Below are 22741 nucleotides of genomic sequence, written 5' to 3' on the forward strand. Positions count from 1 at the left end.
GCTTATCCGAAGCCTTAGAGATGGGCGAGAGGTATCCACGAGTCGATCTCCCCCCTTGAGGGGGAGATGTCCGGCAGGACAGAGGGGGGTAAGCCCCACCCACCATCCTACCCTATACAAAAAGCCCAGATTTTCCCCATGAACCTCTGAAAATCCATGCATTGCAACGCGTCTTTGACCCTTCGCCATTGCAAAGCCGCATCGTGAGCATTATTCCGCATGGCACATACGGTCATTGGACCGCTTTTTGATGGCTGGCCCGGATCATGCGGTTGGGAACAGCGACGAAGGATGATGGATGATGAAGTCTGACAATGATGTGGTGATTACCGGGGTCGGTATCGTGACCTGTCATGGTGTCGGTATCGACGCCCATATTGCGCTGCTGTCGGCAGGCGCTGCACCTGACGCAATCGTCGAAACCGAAAAGTTCGCGCCGTATCCCATTCATCCACTGCCGGAGATCGACTGGTCGAGCCAGATTGGCCGCAAGGATCAGCGTCAGATGGAAAACTGGCAGCGCCTCGGCGTCTTTGCCGCCGGTCTGGCGCTGGATGATGCGGGCCTGAAGACGGATGCAGAGGCCTGCGGCACTATGGACATGATCGTCGCCGCCGGTGGTGGCGAGCGCGATATCAATGTCGATACGCTGATCGTGGATGAAGGCCTGAAGCGCAACGACCGCGAAGTCATGCTCAACGAAAAGCTGACGACCGAATTGCGCCCGACGCTGTTTCTGGCCCAGCTCTCCAACCTCATGGCTGGCAATATCTCAATCGTCCACAAGGTCACCGGCTCGTCTCGTACCTTTATGGGTGAGGAAGCGGCTGGTATCTCTGCCGTCGAGACCGCATTTTATCGCATCCGCTCCGGCGAATCGAGCCACGCACTTGTCGGCGGCGCCTTTGCAGCCGAACGTCCCGACATGACCCTGCTGTTCGAAGCCATCGGCGCGCATGCGCAGGGGCAGTGGCAGCCGCTGTGGTCGCGCTCTGAAGGCGAGGGCGGTGGCATGATCACCGGCTCCGTCGGTGCATTCCTCGTTCTCGAATCACGCAAGCGGGCAGAAGCACGCGGCGCAAAGATTTACGCCCGCATCGACGCCATCGAAGGTGATCGCGGCGCGCGTGACGACAATAAGCTGGAAACCCGGCTGGAGCGTCTTCTTGCGCCTGCAAAGGATGACGAAACGACGGTCGTTTTCTCCGGCGCCAGCGGCTACGACGCCGTGACGGGTCGCGAGAAGGATGTGCTGGCAAAAGTGCTGCCGACATCCGCCATTCGCGGATTCGGCGGTGTCACCGGTCATGGACTTGAAGCGCAGTTTCCACTCGGCCTCGCGCTTGCGGCACTTGCACTGCAAAGCGGCGCAAAGGTTCCAGCCTTCGATACTTCCGCCGAAAAGCCGATGACTTCTGCCGCCACGCAGGCCGTCGTCACCACCGTTGGCCATGTTCGCGGCGAAGGCGTTGCCGTGCTTTCCACAGATGCTTGAGGAGTAGACACCATGGCGTCCAGCAGTTTCAAGGATCACCTCGGTCGTCCCATCGTCGCCGTTACCGGCATGGGCATCATCACGTCGTTGGGCCAAGGGCTCGATGATAACTGGGCGGCGTTGACCTCGGGCAAATCGGGCATCCACAAGATCACCCGTTTCCCGACCGACAACCTGTCCACCAAGATTTGCGGCACGGTGGATTTCATCGAGATTCCCAAGCCCAATTCCGTCGAACGCTCCTTCGCCTTTGCGCGCGAAACCACCATCGAGGCGCTGGCGCAAGCGGGTCTTTCCGGTGATTTCAACGGTCCGCTGTTTCTGGCCGCACCACCTATTGAGCCGGAGTGGAGCGCCCGTTTCGAACTTGGCGACCGTTCTCCACCCGCTGCAAAGCCGGGCGACGCCTATGACCGTTTCATGGCGGCGCTGCGGGAGCGTCCCGATCCTGCGTTTCACGAGGCGGCCCTGTTCGGCGCCATCTCCGAGCGTCTCGCAGACCGTTTCGGCACACGTGGCTTGCCCGTCACCCTGTCCACGGCCTGTGCGTCGGGTGCCACGGCCATTCAGCTTGGTGTCGAAGCCATCCGCCAGGGGCGCACGGACCGTGCGCTGACGGTCGCGACCGATGGTTCGGTCAGTGCCGAAGCCCTTATTCGCTTTTCGCTTCTGTCGGCTCTCTCCACCCAGAACGACCCGCCGGAAAAGGCCTCCAAGCCCTTCAGCAAGGATCGCGATGGCTTCGTGATTGCCGAAGGTGCCGCAACGCTGGTGCTGGAATCGCTGGAAGCTGCCGTCGCCCGTGGCGCGAAAATTCTCGGCATCATCAAGGGCGCTGGCGAAAAGGCCGATAGCTTCCACCGCACGCGCTCATCGCCAGACGGTGGCCCGGCCATTGCGACGATCCGCGCGGCGCTGGCCGATGCTGGTGTTGCCGAAGGCGATATCAACTACATCAACGCCCACGGCACCTCGACGCCTGAGAACGACAAGATGGAATATGGCTCCATGCTCGCAGTCTTTGGCGAAGGGCTGAAATCCATTCCTGTCTCTTCGAACAAGTCGATGATCGGCCATACGTTGACGGCAGCGGGTGCGGTGGAAGCAGTGTTTTCGCTGCAAACCATGCTGACCGGCACCGTGCCGCCGACCATCAACTACACCAACCCCGACCCGACGATTGCGCTCGATGTGGTGCCGAATGTGAAGCGCGATGCGGAGGTTACCGCCGTGCTATCCAACTCCTTCGGCTTCGGCGGCCAGAACGCAAGCCTTGTCATGACGCGGGAACCGGCTTAATCGGTTTCCCAAATCGAAAACAATAAGAACGCCTCCAGGCGAAGGACTTCATTATGCGCGCCTTGCAACTCGTTGATGATCGTAAACTTGAAAGAGTGGACCTGCCCGAGCCGGAAGCTCCTGCACCCGGTGAAGTCACGCTCCGGGTCAAGGCCGTAGCTCTGAACCACATCGATGTGTGGGGCTGGCGCGGCATGGCATTTGCCAAGCGCAAGATGCCGCTCACCATCGGTGCGGAAGCATCCGGCGTGGTCGAGGCCATCGGCCCCGGCGTGTCCAATGTTCTGCCGGGCCAGCTCGTGTCCATCTATGGCGCCCGCACCTGCGGTCGCTGCCACCACTGCGTGGCCGGTCGCGATAATCTGTGCGAAAACGTCGCCGGTGTTCACGGCTTCCATCTGGATGGCTTCGCACAGGAAAAGATCAATATTCCCGCCCGCCAGCTCGTTCTGGCGCCGCCGGGCATCGATGCTGTTGCGGCGGCGCTTGCGCCTGTTACCTTCGGCACCGTTGAACACATGCTGTTCGACAACGCCAAGCTCCAGCCGGGCGAAACCATCCTCATTCACGCTGGCGGCTCCGGCATCGGTTCGGCGGCCATCCAGCTTGCCAAGAAAATGGGCTGCACCGTCATCACGACCGTCGGTTCCGATGACAAGATCGAGCGGGCCAAGGCGCTGGGCGCAGACCACGTCATCAACTACCGCGTGGACCGCTTCGAAGGCGTCGTGCGCAAGCTGACGAAGAAAAAGGGCGTCGATGTCGTGTTCGAACACGTCGGCAAGGACACCTGGGCAGGCTCCATGTTCTGCTTGAAGCGTGGCGGTCGTCTCGTCACCTGCGGCTCCACATCGGGCGTTTCCTCTGAAATCAACCTGATGATGCTGTTCCAGCAGCAGTTGAAACTGCTCGGCTCCTTCGGTTGCCGCATGGAAAACATGGCCGATGCCATGCAGAAAATGGCGCGGGGCCTTGTGCATCCGGTCATCGATACCGAAGTAACCTTCGATACGATCGAGATGGCGCTGGAGCGGATGGAAAGCCGTCAAGTCTTCGGCAAAATCGTTCTGCGGATGGATTGACCCTTTTGAAAATGTTTATAACGCGCATGGTCCTGGCGTTCGAAAACTTTCGCCAGTGGCTGAATGCGACGATTGCCTTTAGCGTTCTGAACCTGCTGAAGCTTTTGCCTGCCGATCCGGCCATCAATTTCGCAGACAGGATGGCCCGCAAAATCGGGCCGAAAACGCCACGCCATAAGCTCATGCTGTTCAATCTGGCGCGCGCCTACCCTGAGAAATCGGAGGAGGAGCGTCTCGAGATTGCCCTGGATAGCTGGGGCAATATGGGCCGCCTTGCTGCCGAATACGTCTTTCTGGACCGCCTGTTCGATTTCGATCCGGCAAACAGCAAGCCGGGCAGGGTGGAAGTCATCGGCACGGAGACCTTTCTGGAGCTGCGCGACAATCCGCGTCCCTTCATCGTCTTTACCGCCCATTCTGGCAATTTCGAGCTGCTGCCCGTGGCAGGATCGGCCTTCGGCCTCGATGTGACGGTGCTGTTCCGCCCGCCGAACAACCCTTATGTGGCAAAGCGCATCTTCGATTTCCGCAAGGAGCGTATGGGCAACCTCGTGCCGTCGCATACCGGTTCGTCCTTCGCACTGGCGCGTCAGCTGGAAAAGGGCGGCGGCATCGGCGTTCTCGTGGACCAGAAATTCCGCAAAGGCCTGCCTACCAAATTCTTCGGCAATGACGTGCTGACCAACCCGCTTTTGGCAAAACTGGTGCGCCAGTTCGGTTGCGATGTGTTTCCGGCCCGCTGCATTCGTCTGCCGGACAATCGCTATCGTCTGGAAATTGAACCGAAGGTCGAGATTCCGTTGAACGAAAAGGGCGCTGTCGATGTTCAGAAGACCGCGCAGCTTCTCAACGACAAGGTGGAAAGCTGGGTGCGCGAATATCCTGGTCAATGGTTATGGTATCACGACCGCTGGCACATAAAGCGCAACATTAAAGACTAGACTATCCATTGTCAGGCCGAATGCCGATATGATCATCTCAGGATTGTGAATGTATATTGTTCTTCACAATTTCTGGCATTTGTTAAAGACCTGACGCGTGTGTTATTTTGCTTTCAGTTTGTATGGGTAGGCTGTTCCTCGTTACGTCATTTTAACATGATATGTTGACGTGGGTCATGCCGCTGGGCCGGAGAGTATCGAGCGTGCGAATGGCGCACAATCATCCGGGGGGGATTTGGGTTGAAAGCGTTGATTGACTTGTTCTGGCAGCGATATTTGGAGTTGAAGGGAGCCGTTGAGCGCAACGAAGCCCAGAAAGTCCTATTTTTGGATCGTGAACTCGATTCGCTGTTGGAAAACATCACCAGCAAGAAGACAAAAAACTCCACGGAAGTGCTCGAGCAATTTCGCTTTGCGATCGATCTCCTCAATGAAGAGGCTGAGGATACGGGTTGCGTTCAACGCAATTCTGAGTTGCTTCGCCGTTTGGTCGACAGATATATCGGTGCTGGCCTGCCCTATGATGGCGTGGCACCCGATGGGGAGCCCGCAAGCTGGAGCCCTTACGTCATTCTGGATGAAGACCGGCTGGATGATCTCAATGAGCGGGTCTTCGTTGTCTCTCCCGGTTATCGAATCAACTACACTAACGCCGTCAATGCCCAATGCTATGAGGTGAAGACCGACGAGATGGTTGGTAAGCACATCGCCGAGTTCATCGGTATTCGCCACTTTCAGCAGGCTTTGCGTGAAAAGCTCGATGCGTGCTTCAAAGGTGAGGCTGCCAAATACACCTATGCCGAAGACATCGATGGCCGCACCGTGGTGCGCTCTTACGAAATGTCCCCGTGCTATTCGCCGTCCTACAAGCTCGTGGGGGCAATTATTGTCGTCAAGGAACTAGCGGACCGCAGGACCAGAGCGGTCGCGTAAATAATCGCTATGTCTTTTGACATGTCAAAATATGTTGAACATCATTTTCAGCGATGTAGCGGCCTTTTGGTATCAAGAGATTATTACAGCGTATAACCGTAATCTCACATAATTTTGAAACGATCGATGCCATTTGAGTATATTTTGAATTGTTTTGTAGTAATTTTATGTTTTGTAAATGAGTTAATTCATCGTCCAGAATGCTACGGTATCGGCGTTCTTCTTATAATAAATTTTAATCAAAGCGATTCGTTACTAGGTAAAATCTAGTGTGTTGACCAATTGAACGCTGATAGTGTTCATGTTACCCGGCGTCGAAATTTTTGGTTCGGTGCCTGGTTTTCTCTTGCGGGTATAGTGCGTATCACCGAAGCATGGAGTTGCCGAACATCTGATATCGGCGTCGAAACTCTTGAACGGATGAAGAGGTCTTTGGTTGAACTCAAATTATGTGGCCGCAGAAATATGGTCGCTGAGTTGGTTCGGCTTTTAAAACCAGGGGGATAAGATGGAGGCTCAACTGCAAGAATTTTTCGCTGCTTTCTCGCTGAAATGCATGCAGTTGAAACATGCCGTCGCCTGTGGTCACGATGATCTTGTCCGTGTGCTGGACAAGGAACTCGAGCCTATCATTGCCGATATTCTCGAGTTCCGGGCGCAGACGCGAGAAGATGCGCATATGCAATTGCAATTCCTCAATGGCCTCATCCGGGATGAAGCCGAGGACCGTTCGATGGTGACCCGTCGCAGTGCGGCGATGTCGATGCTGATCGATCGATATTTTCGGCGCATTCCTGAAGAAAGGGACAGCTTTGCGCAGACTGGCCCCGGAGAAAAGCCGTTCGTGTTCGAAGCCCCGGAGCAACCGCTGTTCAACGAGGCGATTCTCGATTGCCTGCCTGACCGCGTGGCCGTGATCACCCGCGATTATCGCTATCTCTATGCCAATCAGGCCAATGCGCGGTTCTTAAAGCGAACGCCACTGTCGATGATCGGCTGCCACGTCTCCGAGTTTATCGGCGAAGATAGTTTCAACAAAATGGCAAAGACAGCATTCGACCGCTGCTTCAAGGGTGCCACGGTTGACTATATCCACCACGGTCACCGTAGTTTCGACAATTTCTCTACACGTTGCCGCATGACGCCTTTGCGTGGCGTCAATAACGAGGTGTTCGGCGCCGTCGTCGTTCTTCAGGATATCAAGGCCGAGGCAGCGCTGGAGTGTAACTGATACTTCCAGCGGCTAGAGGCCAAACACTCTCGCCCCAATCCACGCGAGTGCACCGGCGTCGATCAAAAGCTTCGTTGCCATCGCTATGCATGAGATCACGAGCAGAGGGCGGATGATCTTGGCGCCGTTGCTCATGGCAAGGCGCGAGCCGAGCTGCGCGCCGATGAACTGGCCAAGCCCCATAATGATGCCGAGTTTCCACATGATCGCGCCGTTGACGGTAAAGATGAGGAAGCTGCCGAAGTTCGAGCCTAAGTTCAAAAGCTTGGTATGGGCTGTGGCTTTCAACATCCCGAAACCGGCAAGCCAGACGAAGGCCAGCATATAGAACGAACCGGCGCCCGGCCCGAAAATACCATCATAAAAACCGACCAGCGGAACGGCCGTCAGCCCGAACAGAAACGGCGTGATCCGGCGGTGGCTGTCGATGTCGCTGAGGTTTGGTTTGAAGGCGAAATAGATGGCGATGGCAATCAGCAGAAACGGCATGATGGCCCGCAAGATATCCGGCGGCACATAGGATGCCGTCAGAGCGCCGAAAATGCCGCCGAGGAAGGCCATGAAGGCCATAGGAAATTGTTTTTTGAGGTCGACATGGCCTTTTCGCGCATAGGCAATCGTTGCCGAAGCCGAGCCGAATTGGGCTTGCAGCTTGTTCGTTCCCAGCGCCTCGAGTGGTGGAATGCCCATGATGAGCATGGCAGGCAAAACAATCAGGCCCCCGCCGCCAGCAATCGAATCCACGAAGCCCGCAAAGATGGCAACAAGAAACAGGATGAGAAAAAGCTGGAGGGCGATGTCTTGCAAGGGAGCATTCCGGAAGGGCTGTGGTGATTGATGGTTCTGTGTCATTGAACGCCACCCTTTGCAATGCTTTTCCCGAGCGGTCCCAGGGGCATTGTGTCATTTGTACGGGTGTTTATGGTGCGCTCGCTGCTTCGCCATTGCTTGGGCGATTCCGCCTGCATAAAAATTCGAGGACATGGCATGCATAAGGTAATTTTCGACACAGACCCCGGCATCGATGACGCAATGGCGCTGCTGTTTCTGCACCGTCACCCGGATATCGATCTGGTCGGCGTTACCACGGTGTTCGGCAACGCACCGCTGGACATGACCACTCGCAATGCGCTGTTCCTCAAGCAGCAATGGGGCATGACGGCTCCCGTGGCCAAGGGCGCAGGCGTGACGTTCGATCCATCGCGCCCGGAAGGCCACTGGCCGACATTTATTCATGGCGATGACGGGCTCGGGAATATCGGTGTTCCCGACACGATCGACTTGCCGCTCGATCCGCGCCCGGCCCACAATTTCATTATTGATACCGTCAAGGCAAACCCAGGCGAAGTCACGTTGATCGCCGTTGGTCGCATGACCAACCTTGCGCTAGCCCTTCGCGAAGATCCCGATTTTGCCGCCTTGGTCAAAGATGTTATCATCATGGGCGGTGCCTTCGACATCAACGGCAATGTCAGCCCGGCCGCGGAGGCCAATATTCACGGTGACCCGGAGGCTGCGGATGTGGTGTTTACCGCGCCATGGCGTGTCACCATCGTCGGACTGGACGTGACGACGGGCACCGTCATGACATCGAAGTTCATGGACGAAATGGCGAAAGAGGGCGGGGCACCTGTCCAGCTTCTGTCCGATCTGTCGCAGTTCTACATTGAGTTCTACAATCAGCGCACTGGCGACGGCATGGTGGTGCATGACGCTTGCGCCTGCGTCTACCTGACCAACCCTGAGCTTTTCGAAACCCGCAGCGGTGCGGTTCGCGTCGTTTGCGGCGGCATTGCCGATGGGCAGACGATACAGAAGCCCGATGGCGTCGGCTTTCCGCCGGGAAATTGGGACGGACACCCCAGCCAGCTGGTTTGCACTGATATCCAGCCTGAACGTGTGCTTTCGGTCATCCGTTCGGCAATTGTGCAGGGCGAGCGCGGCTGATTGGTCGCGCGCGCCGCCAAACTCAGCGGCTTGCCTTGCATTTTTGAAAAAACTCGCGTTATGCAGGTTTTCGTAAAGTCGCGTTGTTTGTTCTGGCTGCGGGCAACTGCGGAAAACCCATTCGTGTTTTCCGGTACATGCGTTACACTTAAACTATACGGGCCCGATCTGTTCGTGTCGGCTGTATTTGAAACCAAACAACGAACGTTTTGTGAGCCGGTCATTCGGTTCATGTCCACGAGGAAAAGATGGAAGAGTTTCACAAGGTCAAGCGTCTGCCGCAATACGTGTTCGAACAGGTCAACCGTTTGAAAGCGAGCGCGCGAGCGGGTGGAGCCGACATTATCGACCTTGGCATGGGCAATCCCGACCTTCCGACACCGAAGGCCATTGTCGACAAGCTGTGCGAAGTCGTTCAGGACCCGCGCACACACCGTTACTCCTCGTCCAAGGGCATTCCCGGCCTTCGTCGTGCGCAGGCCGGCTATTACGCCCGCCGCTTCGGTGTGAAGCTGAACCCGGATACGCAGGTCGTAGCCACGCTGGGCTCCAAGGAAGGCTTCGCCAACATGGCGCAGGCCATCACCGCACCCGGTGATGTCATCCTTTGCCCCAACCCGACCTATCCGATCCACGCCTTCGGCTTCCTCATGGCAGGCGGCGTCATCCGCTCCATGAATGTGGAGCCCGATGAGACTTTCTTCGGTCCCCTGGAGCGCGCCGTGCGCCACTCCATCCCGAAGCCGTTGGCGCTGATCATCAACTATCCGTCGAACCCCACGGCCCACGTCGCATCGCTGGATTTCTACAAGGACATCATCGCATTCGCCAAGAAGCATGACCTCATCGTGCTGTCGGACCTTGCCTATTCGGAAATCTACTTCGACGATGCGAACCCGCCGCCATCCGTTCTGGAAGTGCCGGGTGCGATGGACGTTGCGGTGGAATTCACCTCCATGTCCAAGACGTTCTCCATGCCTGGCTGGCGCATGGGCTTTGCCGTCGGCAACGAGCGTCTCATCAGCGCGCTGACGCGGGTCAAGTCCTATCTGGATTACGGCGCCTTCACCCCCATCCAGGTCGCTGCCACCCACGCGCTGAATGGTGATGGTTCCGATATCGCTGAAGTACGCAGTGTCTATCGCCGTCGCCGCGATGTCATGGTCGATACATTCGGCAAGGCTGGCTTCGAAGTGCCACCGCCCGCCGCCACCATGTTCGCTTGGGCGAAAATTCCGGAAAAATTCCGCCATCTCGGCTCGCTGGAATTCTCCAAGCTCTTGGTCGAAAAGGCCGATATTGCGGTCGCACCGGGCGTCGGCTTCGGTGAAATGGGCGATGATTATGTCCGCCTGGCCCTCGTCGAAAACGAGCACAGAATTCGTCAGGCCGCGCGCAATTTGAAGCGCTTCCTGTCGACTGCGGACGATACGTTGCACAACGTCGTTTCGCTCAACGCCCACCGTTAAGGGCATCAAACCGGGTGGCCGTCTCAGGCCACCTCTCAATTTTTAGCAAATCAGGAATATACCCATGGCAGATTCATTGAGAATCGGCATAGCGGGACTCGGCACTGTCGGCTCTTCGCTCGTGCGCATCCTCCAGCAGAGAAGCAAGGAACTTGCGATTACCTGCGGACGCGCAATTGAGATTATTGCCGTCAGCGCGCGCGATCGTTCGCGTGATCGCGGTCTGGATCTCGCCGGTATTACCTGGTTCGATACGCCCGAAGAGATGGCGAAAAAAGCCGAAATCGATGTTCTGGTGGAGCTGGTCGGTGGTGCGTCCGGCGCTGCCGAAAAGGCCGTGCGCGCCGCCTTGTCTCGTGGCATCCATGTGGTAACGGCCAACAAGGCGCTGCTGGCGAAACACGGTGTCGAGCTTGCCATTATGGCGGAAGAAAAGGGCGCATTGCTGAACTTTGAAGCTGCGGTGGCTGGTGGTATCCCCATCATCAAGGCGCTGCGCGAATCGCTGACCGGCAACCATGTGTCGCGCATTTACGGCATCATGAACGGCACCTGCAATTACATCCTGACCAAGATGGAAAAGGAAGGCCTGTCGTTTGAAGCCTGCCTGAAAGAAGCGCAGCGGCTGGGTTACGCGGAAGCCGATCCAGCCTTCGACATTGAAGGCAATGATACCGCCCACAAGCTGGCGATCCTGACGACGCTTGCCTTCGGCTCCAAGATTGCGGCCGATGACATTTATCTCGAGGGCATCTCGAATATCTCCATCGAGGATATTCAGGCCGCCGCAGACCTGGGTTATCGCATCAAGCTTCTTGGCGTGGCGCATGTGACCGAGTCCGGTATAGAACAACGCGTGCATCCGACCATGGTACCTCTGGACTCGGTTATCGCGCAGGTAGACGGCGTCACCAACGCCGTGGCCGTCGAATCCGACATTCTCGGCGAACTGCTGATGGTTGGCCCCGGCGCTGGTGGCAACGCCACGGCATCCGCCGTGCTGGGTGACATCGCCGACATTGCCAAGAGCCGTCCCGGCGTTCAGCAGGTACCGGTGCTTGGTCGTCCCGCCAAATCGCTCACCGAATACCGTCGTGCCAAGATGAAGAGCCACGAAGGCGGTTATTTCATTCGCCTGACGGTGAAGGACAAGGCCGGTGTTTTCGCCTCCATCGCCACACGCATGGCGGAAAACAACATCTCGCTGGAATCCATCGTGCAGCATTCGCGGGTTCACACTGAAGGTGGTCCGCAGACCATCATTCTCGTCACCCACGCGACGATGGAAGATGCCATCCGCAAGGCGGTCAAAGCCATTAAGAGCGAAAAATATCTGGTCAACGAGCCGCAGGTCATCCGCATCGAACGCACCTGATTGCCGCGACGCAGGTTGGAACTAAACCAAGGCCATCGCCGCAAGGCGGTGGCTTTTCGCATGTGGGATAAAGTCCTACAGTTGGACAACAGATGGAGAGGCGTGTGATCAATATCCGTGCAGCCAGGGAAGGCGAGTCGTCCGTGCTTGCGGCGATCGGGCTGCGGGCATGGGCGAATGCGACATCGGCCATTGGCGTGACGGAAGCGCTGCGGGAAAACGCGCGTGTCGCTTTCGAAAATTTCACGCATTCATCATGGCGCGCCATCATTTTGGCAGAGGCGGGCGGCGTGGTTGTCGGCTGGGCGGCGCGCGAACACTTCGATGAGACGATCACCGATTTCTGGGTCGATCCTGTCTATCAACGCCAAGGCGTCGGCACGGCACTTCTCGCCGACATCGAACGGCAGATCGAGGCCCGCGGTTTGCCTTTGGCCAAGCTGGAAAGCCACGCGCAAAACGATCAGGCCGTGTCCTTTTTCCGCAAGCATGGTTACAGCGTCAGCTGGCTCTCGATGAAATATTCGACCAAACTGGACCGCGAGGTGCAGTCCGTCGGCCTACAAAAGCAACTGGTCGATATGGACATCGGTGGTTACGGGTTCGGCTTTTGAGCCGCTGCGTTCATCGTGTCGAACACGGTTTTTGGCCAGTGTGGTAGGATGACGAAAGACGCTCCAATCCCGATTTGCAGAATGATGATCCAAATCAGATAACGGCGAAACGGTTCTTTTCGCGTTTTATGGCGCAGAAACCGTTGTGCCAGCACGGCGCCTAAGCTTCCGCCCAGCAAAGCCAGCCACAACAGCGTGCTTTCACGCACGCGCCATGTTCCTGTTCTGGCCGCTCTCTTGTCCCACCCATAGATGAGGAAAACGACCAGGTTGAAGGTAAGATAGGTGGCGACGGCCAAGAGTGGGATCATCATGCGATGAGTGACATTGAAAATTGTAAAGGATCCGTATTCAGCAGCATGAAATCTCGTCGCTTCCCGTGTTCGGCGCGACAAGCCTTGCGCCACAGTGCCAATTGTTCTACCTCACCATAGACAGAAATTCCGTATATTAAGAGCTTGATATGACCCTTGTAGACGTGCGCACACCAGACCCGAAACGCTTCATTCCCGGCGCGACCGGCGATTGGGAAATCGTCATCGGCATGGAGGTTCACGCTCAGGTTCTCTCCAATTCCAAGCTGTTTTCCGGCGCGTCCACCACGTTCGGCAATGCGCCGAATTCCAACGTCTCGCTGGTCGATGCCGCCATGCCCGGCATGCTGCCCGTGATCAACGAGGAATGCGTGGCGCAGGCCGTGCGGACTGGTTTGGGCTTGAAGGCACAGATCAATAAGCGCTCCATCTTCGACCGCAAGAACTACTTCTATCCCGACCTGCCGCAGGGCTACCAGATTTCGCAGTTCAAGGACCCCATCGTCGGTGAGGGCCAGATCATCATTTCGCTCGGACCCGACCGTCAGGGCAATTTCGAGGATATCGAAATCGGCATTGAGCGGCTGCATCTGGAGCAGGATGCGGGCAAGTCGATGCACGATCAGCACCCGACGATGTCTTATGTGGACCTCAACCGTTCCGGCGTGGCGCTGATGGAAATCGTCTCCAAGCCCGATATGCGCTCGTCTGACGAAGCCAAGGCTTATATGACGAAGCTGCGCTCCATCGTGCGCTATCTCGGCACCTGTGATGGCAACATGGACGAAGGCTCCATGCGTGCGGACGTCAACGTTTCCGTGCGCAGACCCGGTGAGGGCTTCGGCACCCGTTGCGAAATCAAGAACGTCAATTCCATCCGCTTCATCGGTCAGGCCATCGAATACGAGGCACGTCGCCAGATCGCCATTCTGGAAGATGGCGGCAGCATCGACCAGGAAACCCGCCTGTTCGATCCCGGCAAGGGCGAGACGCGCTCCATGCGCTCCAAGGAAGACGCGCATGATTATCGCTACTTCCCCGACCCAGACCTGCTGCCGCTGGAATTCGACGATGCGTTCATCGAGAAGATGAGCAAGGATTTGCCGGAACTGCCGGATGACAAGAAGGCGCGGTTTGTCAGCGAACTCGGCCTGTCGGTCTATGATGCATCGATCCTCGTGTCTGAAAAGGCGATCGCTGATTATTACGAGCTCGTTGCCGAAGGACGGGATGGCAAAATTGCTGCGAACTGGGTGATCAACGATCTCTTGGGTGCGCTGAACAAGGCGAGCAAGGGTATCGAAGAGACACCTGTTTCCGCCGATCAGCTGGGCGGCATCATCGATCTCATCAAGGCCAACACCATCTCCGGCAAGATCGCCAAAGATTTGTTCGAGATCGTCTGGAACGAGGGTGGCAATCCGGCGGAGATCGTGGAAAGCCGTGGCATGAAGCAGGTCACCGACACCGGCGCCATCGAAAAGGCCGTGGACGAGATCATCGCTGCCAACCCGGATCAGGTCGAAAAGGTCAAGGCCAAGCCAACGCTTGCCGGCTGGTTCGTCGGTCAGGTCATGAAGGCCACCGGCGGCAAAGCCAACCCACAGGCTGTGCAGGAACTGGTCAAGGCGAAGTTGGGTATCGAGGAGTAATCACTGCTGGCTGGGATTATCTCGGCTTACAGTGTTAGACTGAAAACATCGCTTCCGTCATCCTCGGGCTTGTCCCGAGGATCTAACGAACCACAACATCAAACGTGGTCAGATCCTCGGGACAAGCCCGAGGATGACGTCGAGTGGAGTTAGAGATCGAGTGCGACAATGCCGGGATTTCTCCTGGCTTTTCCATTCTTAGATGGAGCAAGACGTGTTTTTCATTCGCACCGCCAGTGAGCGCGATATTGAGCCGGTGAGGGCGCTTTTGGCGCGCACGTGGCACGCCACCTTCGACGCGATCTATGGAGCGCCACGGGTCAGTGAACTGATCACGCAGTGGCATTCTCCGGCTGCGATGAAAGAACGCGTCCAGAAAAAGGGTGGCGAGTTTCTGGTGGCGGATGATGGCAAGCGCATCGGTGGCATGGGCTATGCAGCGATGTCAGCCAAGATGTCGAAAACGGCTTTGCTACACCAGCTCTATGTCGATCCACATTTTCAGCGCCAAGGCGTTGGGCGCGATATCTTCGCGGAGCTTGAGACGTGTTTTCCCGACGCCGAAATCATGCGCCTCGAGGTGGAGCCAAAAAACACCGCCGCCATTGCCTTTTATGAAGGGCTGGGTTTTGTCGAGGTCGATCGAGTGGAGCGCATGGCCGGGGTTGAGGGACTGCCGGGCATCGCCATGGAAAAGACGCTGGCCCGATGACCGAAGCGCGAGACCATCTCATCATTCGTTTTGCGCGAGAAACTGACCTTCCTCATCTCGTCGCGATGTTTGCCGCTGATGATGTGGGCGGCCACGGTGACACGGTGGAAGAAGCGGCAATGCCGGATTATCTGGCGGCCTTTCACGCCATCGAGGCGTCTCCCAACGAGACGCTTTATGTGGCGGAACTGGATGGAGAGGTCGTCGGTACGTTTCAGACCGTGATTCTCACGAAGCTCGTCGGTCGCGGTGCTGTGACGATGAAGATCGAAGCGGTCCAGACGCGGGCTGATATGCGTGGTCGCGGCATCGGTGCCATTATGATCCGTCATTGTATCGAGGATGCTGGGCAGCGCGGTGTGAAAACGATCGAGCTGGGATCGAATATGGCGCGGCTCGATGCCCACAGGTTTTACGAACGGCTGGGGTTCGACAAGCGACATTTCGGCTTCAGCATGAAGCTGAAATAGCGGCGGCTGGAACGGGAAATACTGGACAATTGTTGCATGGAGCGGCATAAGCTTGTGCTGTGCTGCGCACATCAAATCGCTGCGGTGCACTCAAGCCCGAGGAACTGATAATGAAGACTCTCCTGACGCAAATCTTCACCTGGTGGAACGGCCAGACGATTGGAACGCGCTTTCACACATGGCGTTTCGGCAAGAAGGTCGGCACGGATGAGTTGGGCAATACCTATTACGAAGGCGGCACCACATCCTGGGGCATGCCACGTCGCTGGGTCATCTATAATGGTTACGCCGAAGCCTCCGCCATTACGCCCGGCTGGCATGGCTGGATGCATTATCGCACCGACGTTCCGCCGAGCGAGGAAAACTACGCTGCTCGCGAGTGGGAGAAGCCGCATCTGCCGAACATGACCGGCACATCGAAAGCCTACCGCCCGCAGGGCTCGCTGGCTGTTGCCGGTGAACGTCCACGCGTAACCGGCGACTACGACGCCTGGACGCCCGGCAACTGAGTAGGCCGGCGAGGGTGGTTTGCCTTTTGCGTTTCAGCGCGATTTGCTGATGCGAACGACGTAGGCAGTCACCCGTTTTTGCCACATTCCGCCTGTAGGCGTTGAGCCCGCACTGATGGTGCGGGAAATCTTTCTGGAGACGGTTCGATATGGGAAAATTCACGCGAGATGGTTCTTTGCGTGCGCTGGCTGTGTCGCTTGTCGCGCTTTCGGCCACGGCTGTTACCGTGTCTTCCGCTTCCGCAGCCCGCATCGAAAACCGCGTCGCCGTCTTTTCCGGCATCGACAAGATCACTGGCCGCATTACATCTTTCGATGTCTATCTGAACGAAACCGTGCAGTTCGGTGCGCTCCAGGTCACGCCAAAGGTCTGCTATTCGCGTGACGATACCGAAGCGCAGAAGATTGATGCCTTCATTGAGGTCGATGAAATCACCCTCGACCGCAAGATCAAGCGCATCTTCACCGGCTGGATGTTTGCCGACAGCCCCGGCCTGAATGCCGTTGAGCACCCGATCTACGACGTGTGGCTGACGGGCTGCAAGCAGGATTCGGACGTGCCTGCTCCGACGTCGGCCAGCAAATAATCCCAACAGTCAGAATGTCAGGCTTGGTCGATTGACGGCGGGCTCAAGCATTTTCGCATACTCGGCTTTCGGAACATCGATCGCGCCGAAGGTCTTGAGATGCTCAGTCGTGAACTGTGTGTCGAGGAGAGTGAAGCCTTTTTCGCGCAAGTGCTCGACCAGATGCACGAGGCAAATCTTAGACGCATTGGTGCGGCGCGAAAACATGCTCTCCCCGAAGAAAGCTGAGCCGAGCGATACGCCATAGAGGCCACCGACAAGCTCGTCGCCCTCCCACGCCTCGACGCTATGCGCGTGGCCGATTTCGTGCAGTTCGGTATAGAGGCGGCGGATTGTGGCGTTGATCCAGGTGCTGGGGCGGTCGTCGGCTTGCTCTGCGCAACTGGCCATCACACCTTTGAAATCCGTGTCGAAGCGAATGTCGAACGGACGTTTGCGAATGACTTTGGCAAGACTTTTGGAAACGTGGAAGTCATCGAGCGGGATGATGCCGCGCATCTCCGGCTCGACCCAGAAGAGTTCCGGGTCATCTGCCGAATCGGCCATGGGAAACAGGCCGATGGAGTAGGCGCGCAGCAGAATGTCGACATCGATGTCGCTGTTTCTGCCGCGCCGTCCCATCTCTTACTTCGCGTCGCCGGCCAGATATTTTTCCAGCCAGTGGATGTCGTAGTCGCCCTTCAGGATGTCTTCGTTTTGCAGAAGGTCCTGAAACAGCGGCAGAGTTGTCTTGATGCCGTCCACCACGAACTCGTCGAGCGCCCGGATCAGACGACGAATGCATTCATCGCGATTGCGTCCGTGGACGATCAGCTTGCCGATCATGCTGTCGTAGTATGGCGGGATTTTGTAGCCCTGATAGGCGCCAGAATCGACGCGAACGCCGAGGCCACCGGGTGTGTGGAAGTAGGTCAATGTACCAGGCGACGGCACGAAGGTGCGCGGGTCCTCGGCGTTGATGCGGCATTCGATGGCGTGGCCATTGAACTTCACTTCGTCCTGCGTGACCGAAAGGCCTTGGCCGGAGGCGACGCGAATCTGCTCCTGCACGAGGTCCATGCCGGTGATGGCTTCCGTGACCGGATGCTCCACCTGAAGACGGGTGTTCATTTCGATGAAATAGAACTCGCCATTCTCATAGAGGAACTCGATGGTGCCAGCACCTCGATATTTCAGCTTACGCATGGCATCGGCGCAAATCTCGCCGATCTTCATACGCTGCTCAACGGTGAGTGCTGGTGAGTTGGCTTCTTCCAGAACCTTCTGGTGACGGCGCTGCAACGAGCAATCGCGTTCACCCAAATGGATGGCCTTGCCTTCACCATCGCCGAACACCTGAACTTCGATGTGGCGTGGCTTGCCGAGGTATTTTTCCATATAGACGGCGTCATTACCAAAAGCGGCAAGCGCTTCGGAACGGGCCGTCGAGACGGCTTCCTCGACTTCCGATTCGTCCTTTGCGACTTTCATGCCGCGTCCGCCACCACCGGCCGTTGCCTTGATGAGAACCGGGAAGCCGATCTTGCGAGCGATTTCCAGCGCGTTCTCAGGCTTCACTTCGCCGTCAGAGCCGGGAACAACGGGAATGCCCAGTTCCAGCGCGGTCTGCTTGGCGGTGATCTTGTCACCCATGATGCGGATGTGGTCGGCGGTCGGTCCGATGAAGGTGATGCCGTGGGCATCGAGAATATCGGCGAACTTGGCGTTTTCCGACAGGAACCCGTAGCCGGGGTGAACGGCATCCGCGCCGGTGATTTCGCAGGCCGCAACGATCTGGTGGATGTTGAGGTAGCTGTCACGCGAAGGCGGTGGGCCGATGCAAACGCTTTCGTCGGCAAGGCGCACATGCATGGCATCTGCGTCTGCCGTGGAATGCACTGCGACAGTTGGAATGCCGAGTTCCTTGGCGGCACGCAACACGCGAAGGGCGATTTCGCCGCGATTGGCGATGAGGATCTTGGATACCATGAAATCAGCCCTTATTCGATGACCACGAGGGCTTCACCATACTCTACGGGCTGCGAGTCGTTGACGATGATTTCCGTAACCTTGCCGGACTTCGGAGCCGGGATCTGGTTCATGGTTTTCATGGCTTCAACGATCAGAAGCGTCTGGCCTTCCTTGACGGTTGCGCCGACTTCGACGAACGGACGTGCACCCGGAGCAGAAGAAAGATAAACGGTGCCAACCATTGGCGACGTGACGGTGTTTGCCGGGTTGCGGGCAGGGGCAGCAGGAGCGGCGGTGCCAGGTCCAACCGCCGGTGCTGCGGCTGCAGGGGCGGCAGCGGGCGCCGGTGCGTAATGTGTGGGTGCCGTTGCATAAATCGGCGCGGCAGGCGCTGCACGAGACACACGAATGCGCAAATCGTCCTGCTCGACTTCGATCTCGGAAAGATCGGTGTCGTTGAGAATGTTCGCGAGGTCGCGGATCAGTTCCTTGTCGATACCGTTTTTCTTTTCAGACATGACAAACCCTATTTCTGATTGTTTCTTTTTATGCCGTGATATTCTTCAAGGCGTTGAGCGCCATGATGTAGCCATACGGCCCGAAACCGCAGATCATTCCCTTTGCGGCGGGCGCTATCATCGATTTATGGCGGAATTCCTCGCGTGCGTGGATGTTGGAAATGTGCACTTCCAGCACAGGAACAGAAATGGCGCGTATGGCATCATGCATCGCAATTGACGTGTGGCCATAGGCGCCGGGATTGATGACGACACCGGCGGCGCGCTCGCCAGCCTCATGCAAAAGGTCAACCAGGGCGCCCTCATGGTTGGACTGATGACACTCGACCGTAAAGCCAAGCTCTTCACCAGCCTTCACGCAATCGGCCTCGATGTCCTTCAGCGTCTTGCCGCCATAGATGCCGGGCTCTCGTTTTCCCAACATGTTGAGATTGGGGCCATTCAGGACGAAGATTGTGTTGCTCATTTGCAGTTCCGTCAAAAAATCAGGGCCACCTATAGACCGCGTAACCTCCAAGGAAAAGCCCCGAAGCGCGCAAACAACCTCTTGTCCTTAATCTTCTGGGCTTTCTGCGTGTTTTCGAGCGTATTTTATGAGCAAGTCGCCTTGCCGCAGCTGCGCATATTGGCAATCTTTTCTTTCAACGGCACAGCGCCGACAGCGCCAAACACGGCCTCATTGCCGATAATGTAGGACGGCGTACCCGTGATGCCGAGATTGGTGGCAAGCTGGTAGGTTTCCTTGACCTGCGCATCATTGGAGTTTTCCGCCATGGATTTGCGGATATCCGCTTCCTTGATGCCGAGCGTTTCAGCGACTTCGATGGCGCTTTCTTCATTGGCGCGACCGGTGCTGCCGAGCAATGTCCGCTGGAATTCGGGGTATTTCTCCGGCGCGATCAGCTTTACGGCGTTCGAAACCTTGTGGGCTTCCACCGATTCGGGTCCAAGAATAGGAAATTCTTTCAGAACGAAACGGACGTTCTTGTCGGTTTTGAGGATCGTGTCCACATCGCTCATGGCGCGCTTGCAATAGCCGCAATTGTAATCGAAGAATTCGACCAGCGTGACATCGCCCTTGGGGTTGCCGAGCGACAGATCGTATTTCGATTCGAAGATGGCCTTCTGGTTATCGGCCACGGCATCGGCCGCCTTTGCATTGCGCGTTTCATACTGTTTGCGCTCAAGAGCATCCTGCACTTCCAGCATGATTTCTGGGTTCTCGATCAGATATTCCTTGATGAAAGCGCCGAACTCTTTTTTCTGCTGATCATCCAGCGCGTGCGCGGGCAGGGAGACGAAAAGGGTCGAAAGGGCCGTCAGGCAGGCAAAGGCTGTGGATTTGATGGAAAGTGCCATGGGGTCCTCGTGGTGTCATGGGCAGGTGCGATGTCTCACCTCACGCATTACCTTAATTTCATTCAATTGCCATATCGCAAATTAAATCTCTCCGTTGCGATCTTGTCATTGTGAAGGCCGTCATAATGCGGCACATCTTCCCATAGAATTTCGAGAAAGAGTATATTTTTGATTACCTTGTCCAAGCGAAGTGCGGTTGAGCCATTCCATGCCATGGATATTCTGGCGGAGGCGAATCGACGCAGGCAGGCGGGACGTCCTGTTATCTCCATGGCTGTCGGCCAACCATCCCATGCAGCACCCAAGGCATCGCTTGCGGCCGCCGAAGAGGCACTCAAGCATGGTCGGATCGGCTACACCGATGCGCTGGGATTGCGTGAACTGCGCGAGGCAATCGCGACAAGCTACAGGCTGCGCCATAGCACGATCATCGATCCCGCGCGCATTGCGGTGACCACGGGGTCATCGGCAGCGTTCAATCTGGCATTTCTCAGCCTGTTCGATGTGGGCGACGCCGTCGCCATCGCGCGGCCTGGATATCCAGCCTACCGCAACATTCTCAAGGCGCTGGGTCTGACGGTCGTTGAAGTGCCGGTAACGGCCGAAACCGGCTATACGCTGACGCCTGCGAGCCTCGAGCGCGCCGAAACCAGGGCCGGGCGAAAGTTGAAGGGCGTGCTTCTGGCAAGTCCTGCAAACCCCACCGGGACTGTGACGGGGCGTGAGGCACTGAAGCGCCTGGTGACCTATTGCGACAGCCGCAATATCGCGTTCATTTCGGATGAAATCTACCACGGTCTGACATTTGTCGGCGAAGAGACGAGTGCCACCGAAATCAGCGACAATGCCGTCGTCATCAACTCCTTTTCCAAATATTACTGCATGACCGGCTGGCGTATTGGCTGGATGGTATTGCCGGAAGTGCTCATCCGCCCGATCGAATGTCTGGCCCAGAGCATGTATATTTCGGCGCCGGAGCTGTCGCAGCTTGCCGCAATTGCTGCCTTTTCCGTCGAGGACGAGTTGGATGTCTACAAGGAAAGTTACCGCACCAATCGCGACTTCCTTTTGAGCCGCCTGCCGGAGCTCGGGCTGCCGCTGGTTTCGCCGATGGATGGTGCTTTCTATGCCTATGTCGACATCAGCCGATACTCGAACGACAGTATGGAGTTCGCAAAGCTGATGCTGGCGGAAATCGACGTTGCCGCCACACCTGGTCTCGATTTTGATCCGGTCGACGGCCATCGTGCGCTGCGATTTTCCTATGCGGGTTCGGAATCCGAGATAGCCGAGGCCGTCGGGCGTATTGCAGGCTGGCTCAAGTAAAGCTACTCAACAGCTTGCAGCTTTGCTGTGCTTTCCCATCAATGATTTTGGTTCGTCCTGATCGGTCATTCGCGATATTCTCTTTCCCAAAATGATGGGAGAACACGATGACGACAGATAAGGTAGCAGTGGTAACGGCGGGTGGCAGTGGCATGGGGGCGGCTGTTGCCAAGCGTCTGGCCGCTGATGGTTATAAGGTTGCCATCCTCTCATCCTCCGGCAAGGGTGAGGCTCTCGCAACCGAACTTGGCGGTATCGGGGTCACAGGCTCCAACCAATCCAATGACGACCTACAGCGGTTGATCGACCTGACACTGGAAACATTCGGACGCATCGACGTGCTGGTCAACAGTGCGGGGCATGGCCCTCGCGCGCCGATCCTCGATATTACCGATGAGCAGTGGCATACGGGCCTTGATGTTTATTTGCTGAATGTCATTCGCCCGACTCGCTTGGTGACGCCCACCATGGTGTCTCAAAAATCCGGCACGATCATCAATATATCGACGGCCTGGGCATTTGAGCCCAGCGATATGTTTCCCACATCTGCTGTGTTCCGGTCAGGTCTTTCCGCCTTCACGAAAATCTTTTCGGATACCTACGCGCCTGACAATGTGCGGATGAACAACGTCCTGCCGGGCTGGATCGACAGCCTACCAGCGACCGAACAGCGCCGGGAGATGGTGCCAATGCAGCGTTACGGAAAAAGTGAAGAAATAGCCGCCACCGTCGCCTTTCTTGCCTCCGATGGTGCCGGTTATATCACCGGTCAAAACCTTCGCGTGGACGGAGGACTAACCCGTTCTGTGTAAACGACATTAGTGCTAATAAGCGCATTTTGCGTTCGCTCTTACTCCAGCGAAGGCCTGTCATTCCAGGGAATCCGGTCATTTTGAAGGAACCACGTCGTTATCGCCGCGTTATTCAACCCAAGGGTAAGCGTTTCAATTTGAACACG

At 56.9% G+C, this 22741-nt stretch carries 24 protein-coding genes; 17 read left to right on the top strand and 7 right to left on the bottom strand.

From position 1 onward, the window contains the following. Positions 1 to 298 precede the first annotated feature (298 nt). From RRU01S_RS11140 to RRU01S_RS11165, 6 genes are all read left to right on the top strand, one after another. The gene (locus RRU01S_RS11140; RefSeq protein ID WP_045230366.1) at positions 299 to 1495 is read left to right on the top strand and encodes a beta-ketoacyl-ACP synthase; all 1197 of its coding nucleotides are present in this window, start codon (positions 299 to 301) and stop codon (positions 1493 to 1495) included. Positions 1496 to 1507: 12 nt separating this feature from the next. After that, positions 1508 to 2794: a beta-ketoacyl-ACP synthase gene (locus RRU01S_RS11145; RefSeq protein WP_045230367.1), complete on the top strand. Its 1287-nt coding sequence runs from the start codon at positions 1508 to 1510 to the stop codon at positions 2792 to 2794. Between the two features lie 53 nt (positions 2795 to 2847). Further along, the gene (locus RRU01S_RS11150) at positions 2848 to 3876 is read left to right on the top strand and encodes a zinc-binding dehydrogenase (RefSeq protein ID WP_045230368.1); all 1029 of its coding nucleotides are present in this window, start codon (positions 2848 to 2850) and stop codon (positions 3874 to 3876) included. Positions 3877 to 3887: 11 nt separating this feature from the next. Then, entirely contained in the window at positions 3888 to 4817 is a 930-nt protein-coding gene (locus tag RRU01S_RS11155; RefSeq protein ID WP_045230369.1) for a lipid A biosynthesis lauroyl acyltransferase, read from the top strand. A gap of 282 nt (positions 4818 to 5099) precedes the next feature. Further along, on the top strand, positions 5100 to 5750 hold the full coding sequence (locus RRU01S_RS11160) for a PAS domain-containing protein (protein ID WP_338082026.1): 651 nt from the start codon (positions 5100 to 5102) through the stop codon (positions 5748 to 5750). Positions 5751 to 6258: 508 nt separating this feature from the next. After that, complete coding sequence (locus tag RRU01S_RS11165) at positions 6259 to 6981, top strand: PAS domain-containing protein (protein ID WP_045230371.1); 723 nt, start codon at positions 6259 to 6261, stop codon at positions 6979 to 6981. Between the two features lie 12 nt (positions 6982 to 6993). On the opposite strand, the gene RRU01S_RS11170 is transcribed toward RRU01S_RS11165, so the two are convergent. Then, positions 6994 to 7788 (bottom strand): TSUP family transporter, encoded by a 795-nt coding sequence (locus RRU01S_RS11170; RefSeq protein WP_045230603.1) that lies wholly within the window; start codon positions 7786 to 7788, stop codon positions 6994 to 6996. A gap of 180 nt (positions 7789 to 7968) precedes the next feature. Between RRU01S_RS11170 and RRU01S_RS11175 the strand changes: the two genes are divergently transcribed. From RRU01S_RS11175 to RRU01S_RS11190, 4 genes are all read left to right on the top strand, one after another. After that, complete coding sequence (locus RRU01S_RS11175; RefSeq protein ID WP_045230604.1) at positions 7969 to 8928, top strand: nucleoside hydrolase; 960 nt, start codon at positions 7969 to 7971, stop codon at positions 8926 to 8928. A 248-nt stretch (positions 8929 to 9176) separates the two neighbouring features. Then, on the top strand, positions 9177 to 10397 hold the full coding sequence (locus tag RRU01S_RS11180; protein ID WP_045230372.1) for an LL-diaminopimelate aminotransferase: 1221 nt from the start codon (positions 9177 to 9179) through the stop codon (positions 10395 to 10397). Between the two features lie 64 nt (positions 10398 to 10461). Continuing rightward, positions 10462 to 11772: a homoserine dehydrogenase gene (locus RRU01S_RS11185; RefSeq protein ID WP_045230373.1), complete on the top strand. Its 1311-nt coding sequence runs from the start codon at positions 10462 to 10464 to the stop codon at positions 11770 to 11772. A gap of 104 nt (positions 11773 to 11876) precedes the next feature. Continuing rightward, complete coding sequence (locus tag RRU01S_RS11190) at positions 11877 to 12386, top strand: GNAT family N-acetyltransferase (protein WP_045230605.1); 510 nt, start codon at positions 11877 to 11879, stop codon at positions 12384 to 12386. Here RRU01S_RS11190 and RRU01S_RS11195 read toward each other — a convergent pair. After that, entirely contained in the window at positions 12368 to 12700 is a 333-nt protein-coding gene (locus RRU01S_RS11195) for a DUF1294 domain-containing protein (RefSeq protein WP_045230374.1), read from the bottom strand. The two genes, RRU01S_RS11190 and RRU01S_RS11195, sit on opposite strands and share 19 nt — an antisense overlap. A 149-nt stretch (positions 12701 to 12849) precedes the next feature. Between RRU01S_RS11195 and gatB the strand changes: the two genes are divergently transcribed. The 5 genes from gatB to RRU01S_RS11220 all read left to right on the top strand — a co-directional run bounded on the left by gatB (position 12850) and on the right by RRU01S_RS11220 (position 16630). Then, a complete protein-coding gene (gene gatB, locus RRU01S_RS11200) occupies positions 12850 to 14352 on the top strand; it encodes an Asp-tRNA(Asn)/Glu-tRNA(Gln) amidotransferase subunit GatB (protein WP_045230375.1) in 1503 nt (500 codons plus the stop codon). A 214-nt stretch (positions 14353 to 14566) separates the two neighbouring features. Beyond that, positions 14567 to 15064 carry a GNAT family N-acetyltransferase gene (locus RRU01S_RS11205; RefSeq protein WP_045230606.1) on the top strand — a complete coding sequence of 166 codons (498 nt, stop codon included), beginning with the start codon at positions 14567 to 14569 and terminating at the stop codon, positions 15062 to 15064. Then, complete coding sequence (locus tag RRU01S_RS11210) at positions 15061 to 15534, top strand: GNAT family N-acetyltransferase (RefSeq protein WP_045230376.1); 474 nt, start codon at positions 15061 to 15063, stop codon at positions 15532 to 15534. Before RRU01S_RS11205 ends, RRU01S_RS11210 begins: the two co-directional genes overlap by 4 nt. Before the next feature lie 110 nt (positions 15535 to 15644). After that, positions 15645 to 16043 (top strand): NADH:ubiquinone oxidoreductase subunit NDUFA12, encoded by a 399-nt coding sequence (locus tag RRU01S_RS11215; protein WP_045230607.1) that lies wholly within the window; start codon positions 15645 to 15647, stop codon positions 16041 to 16043. A gap of 149 nt (positions 16044 to 16192) precedes the next feature. Then, positions 16193 to 16630 carry a DUF2155 domain-containing protein gene (locus tag RRU01S_RS11220; protein ID WP_045230377.1) on the top strand — a complete coding sequence of 146 codons (438 nt, stop codon included), beginning with the start codon at positions 16193 to 16195 and terminating at the stop codon, positions 16628 to 16630. A gap of 9 nt (positions 16631 to 16639) precedes the next feature. On the opposite strand, the gene aat is transcribed toward RRU01S_RS11220, so the two are convergent. The 5 genes from aat to RRU01S_RS11245 all read right to left on the bottom strand — a co-directional run bounded on the left by aat (position 16640) and on the right by RRU01S_RS11245 (position 20457). Continuing rightward, positions 16640 to 17251 carry a leucyl/phenylalanyl-tRNA--protein transferase gene (gene aat / locus RRU01S_RS11225; RefSeq protein WP_045230378.1) on the bottom strand — a complete coding sequence of 204 codons (612 nt, stop codon included), beginning with the start codon at positions 17249 to 17251 and terminating at the stop codon, positions 16640 to 16642. Positions 17252 to 17254: 3 nt separating this feature from the next. Beyond that, positions 17255 to 18598 carry an acetyl-CoA carboxylase biotin carboxylase subunit gene (gene accC, locus RRU01S_RS11230; RefSeq protein WP_045230379.1) on the bottom strand — a complete coding sequence of 448 codons (1344 nt, stop codon included), beginning with the start codon at positions 18596 to 18598 and terminating at the stop codon, positions 17255 to 17257. 11 nt (positions 18599 to 18609) lie between these two features. Then, complete coding sequence (accB, locus tag RRU01S_RS11235; RefSeq protein ID WP_045230380.1) at positions 18610 to 19098, bottom strand: acetyl-CoA carboxylase biotin carboxyl carrier protein; 489 nt, start codon at positions 19096 to 19098, stop codon at positions 18610 to 18612. 28 nt (positions 19099 to 19126) lie between these two features. After that, positions 19127 to 19564: a type II 3-dehydroquinate dehydratase gene (gene aroQ / locus RRU01S_RS11240; RefSeq protein ID WP_045230381.1), complete on the bottom strand. Its 438-nt coding sequence runs from the start codon at positions 19562 to 19564 to the stop codon at positions 19127 to 19129. Between the two features lie 125 nt (positions 19565 to 19689). Beyond that, a complete protein-coding gene (locus RRU01S_RS11245) occupies positions 19690 to 20457 on the bottom strand; it encodes a DsbA family protein (protein ID WP_045230382.1) in 768 nt (255 codons plus the stop codon). A 168-nt stretch (positions 20458 to 20625) separates the two neighbouring features. Between RRU01S_RS11245 and RRU01S_RS11250 the strand changes: the two genes are divergently transcribed. Both RRU01S_RS11250 and RRU01S_RS11255 read left to right on the top strand, forming a co-directional pair. Further along, positions 20626 to 21783, top strand: a complete 1158-nt coding sequence (locus RRU01S_RS11250; protein WP_045230383.1) for a pyridoxal phosphate-dependent aminotransferase — start codon at positions 20626 to 20628, stop codon at positions 21781 to 21783. A 107-nt stretch (positions 21784 to 21890) separates the two neighbouring features. Continuing rightward, complete coding sequence (locus RRU01S_RS11255) at positions 21891 to 22595, top strand: SDR family oxidoreductase (RefSeq protein WP_045230384.1); 705 nt, start codon at positions 21891 to 21893, stop codon at positions 22593 to 22595. Positions 22596 to 22741: the final 146 nt, after the last annotated feature.

The sequence above is a fragment of the Agrobacterium rubi TR3 = NBRC 13261 genome (assembly GCF_000739935.1).
In the GTDB taxonomy this organism is placed as follows: domain Bacteria; phylum Pseudomonadota; class Alphaproteobacteria; order Rhizobiales; family Rhizobiaceae; genus Agrobacterium; species Agrobacterium rubi.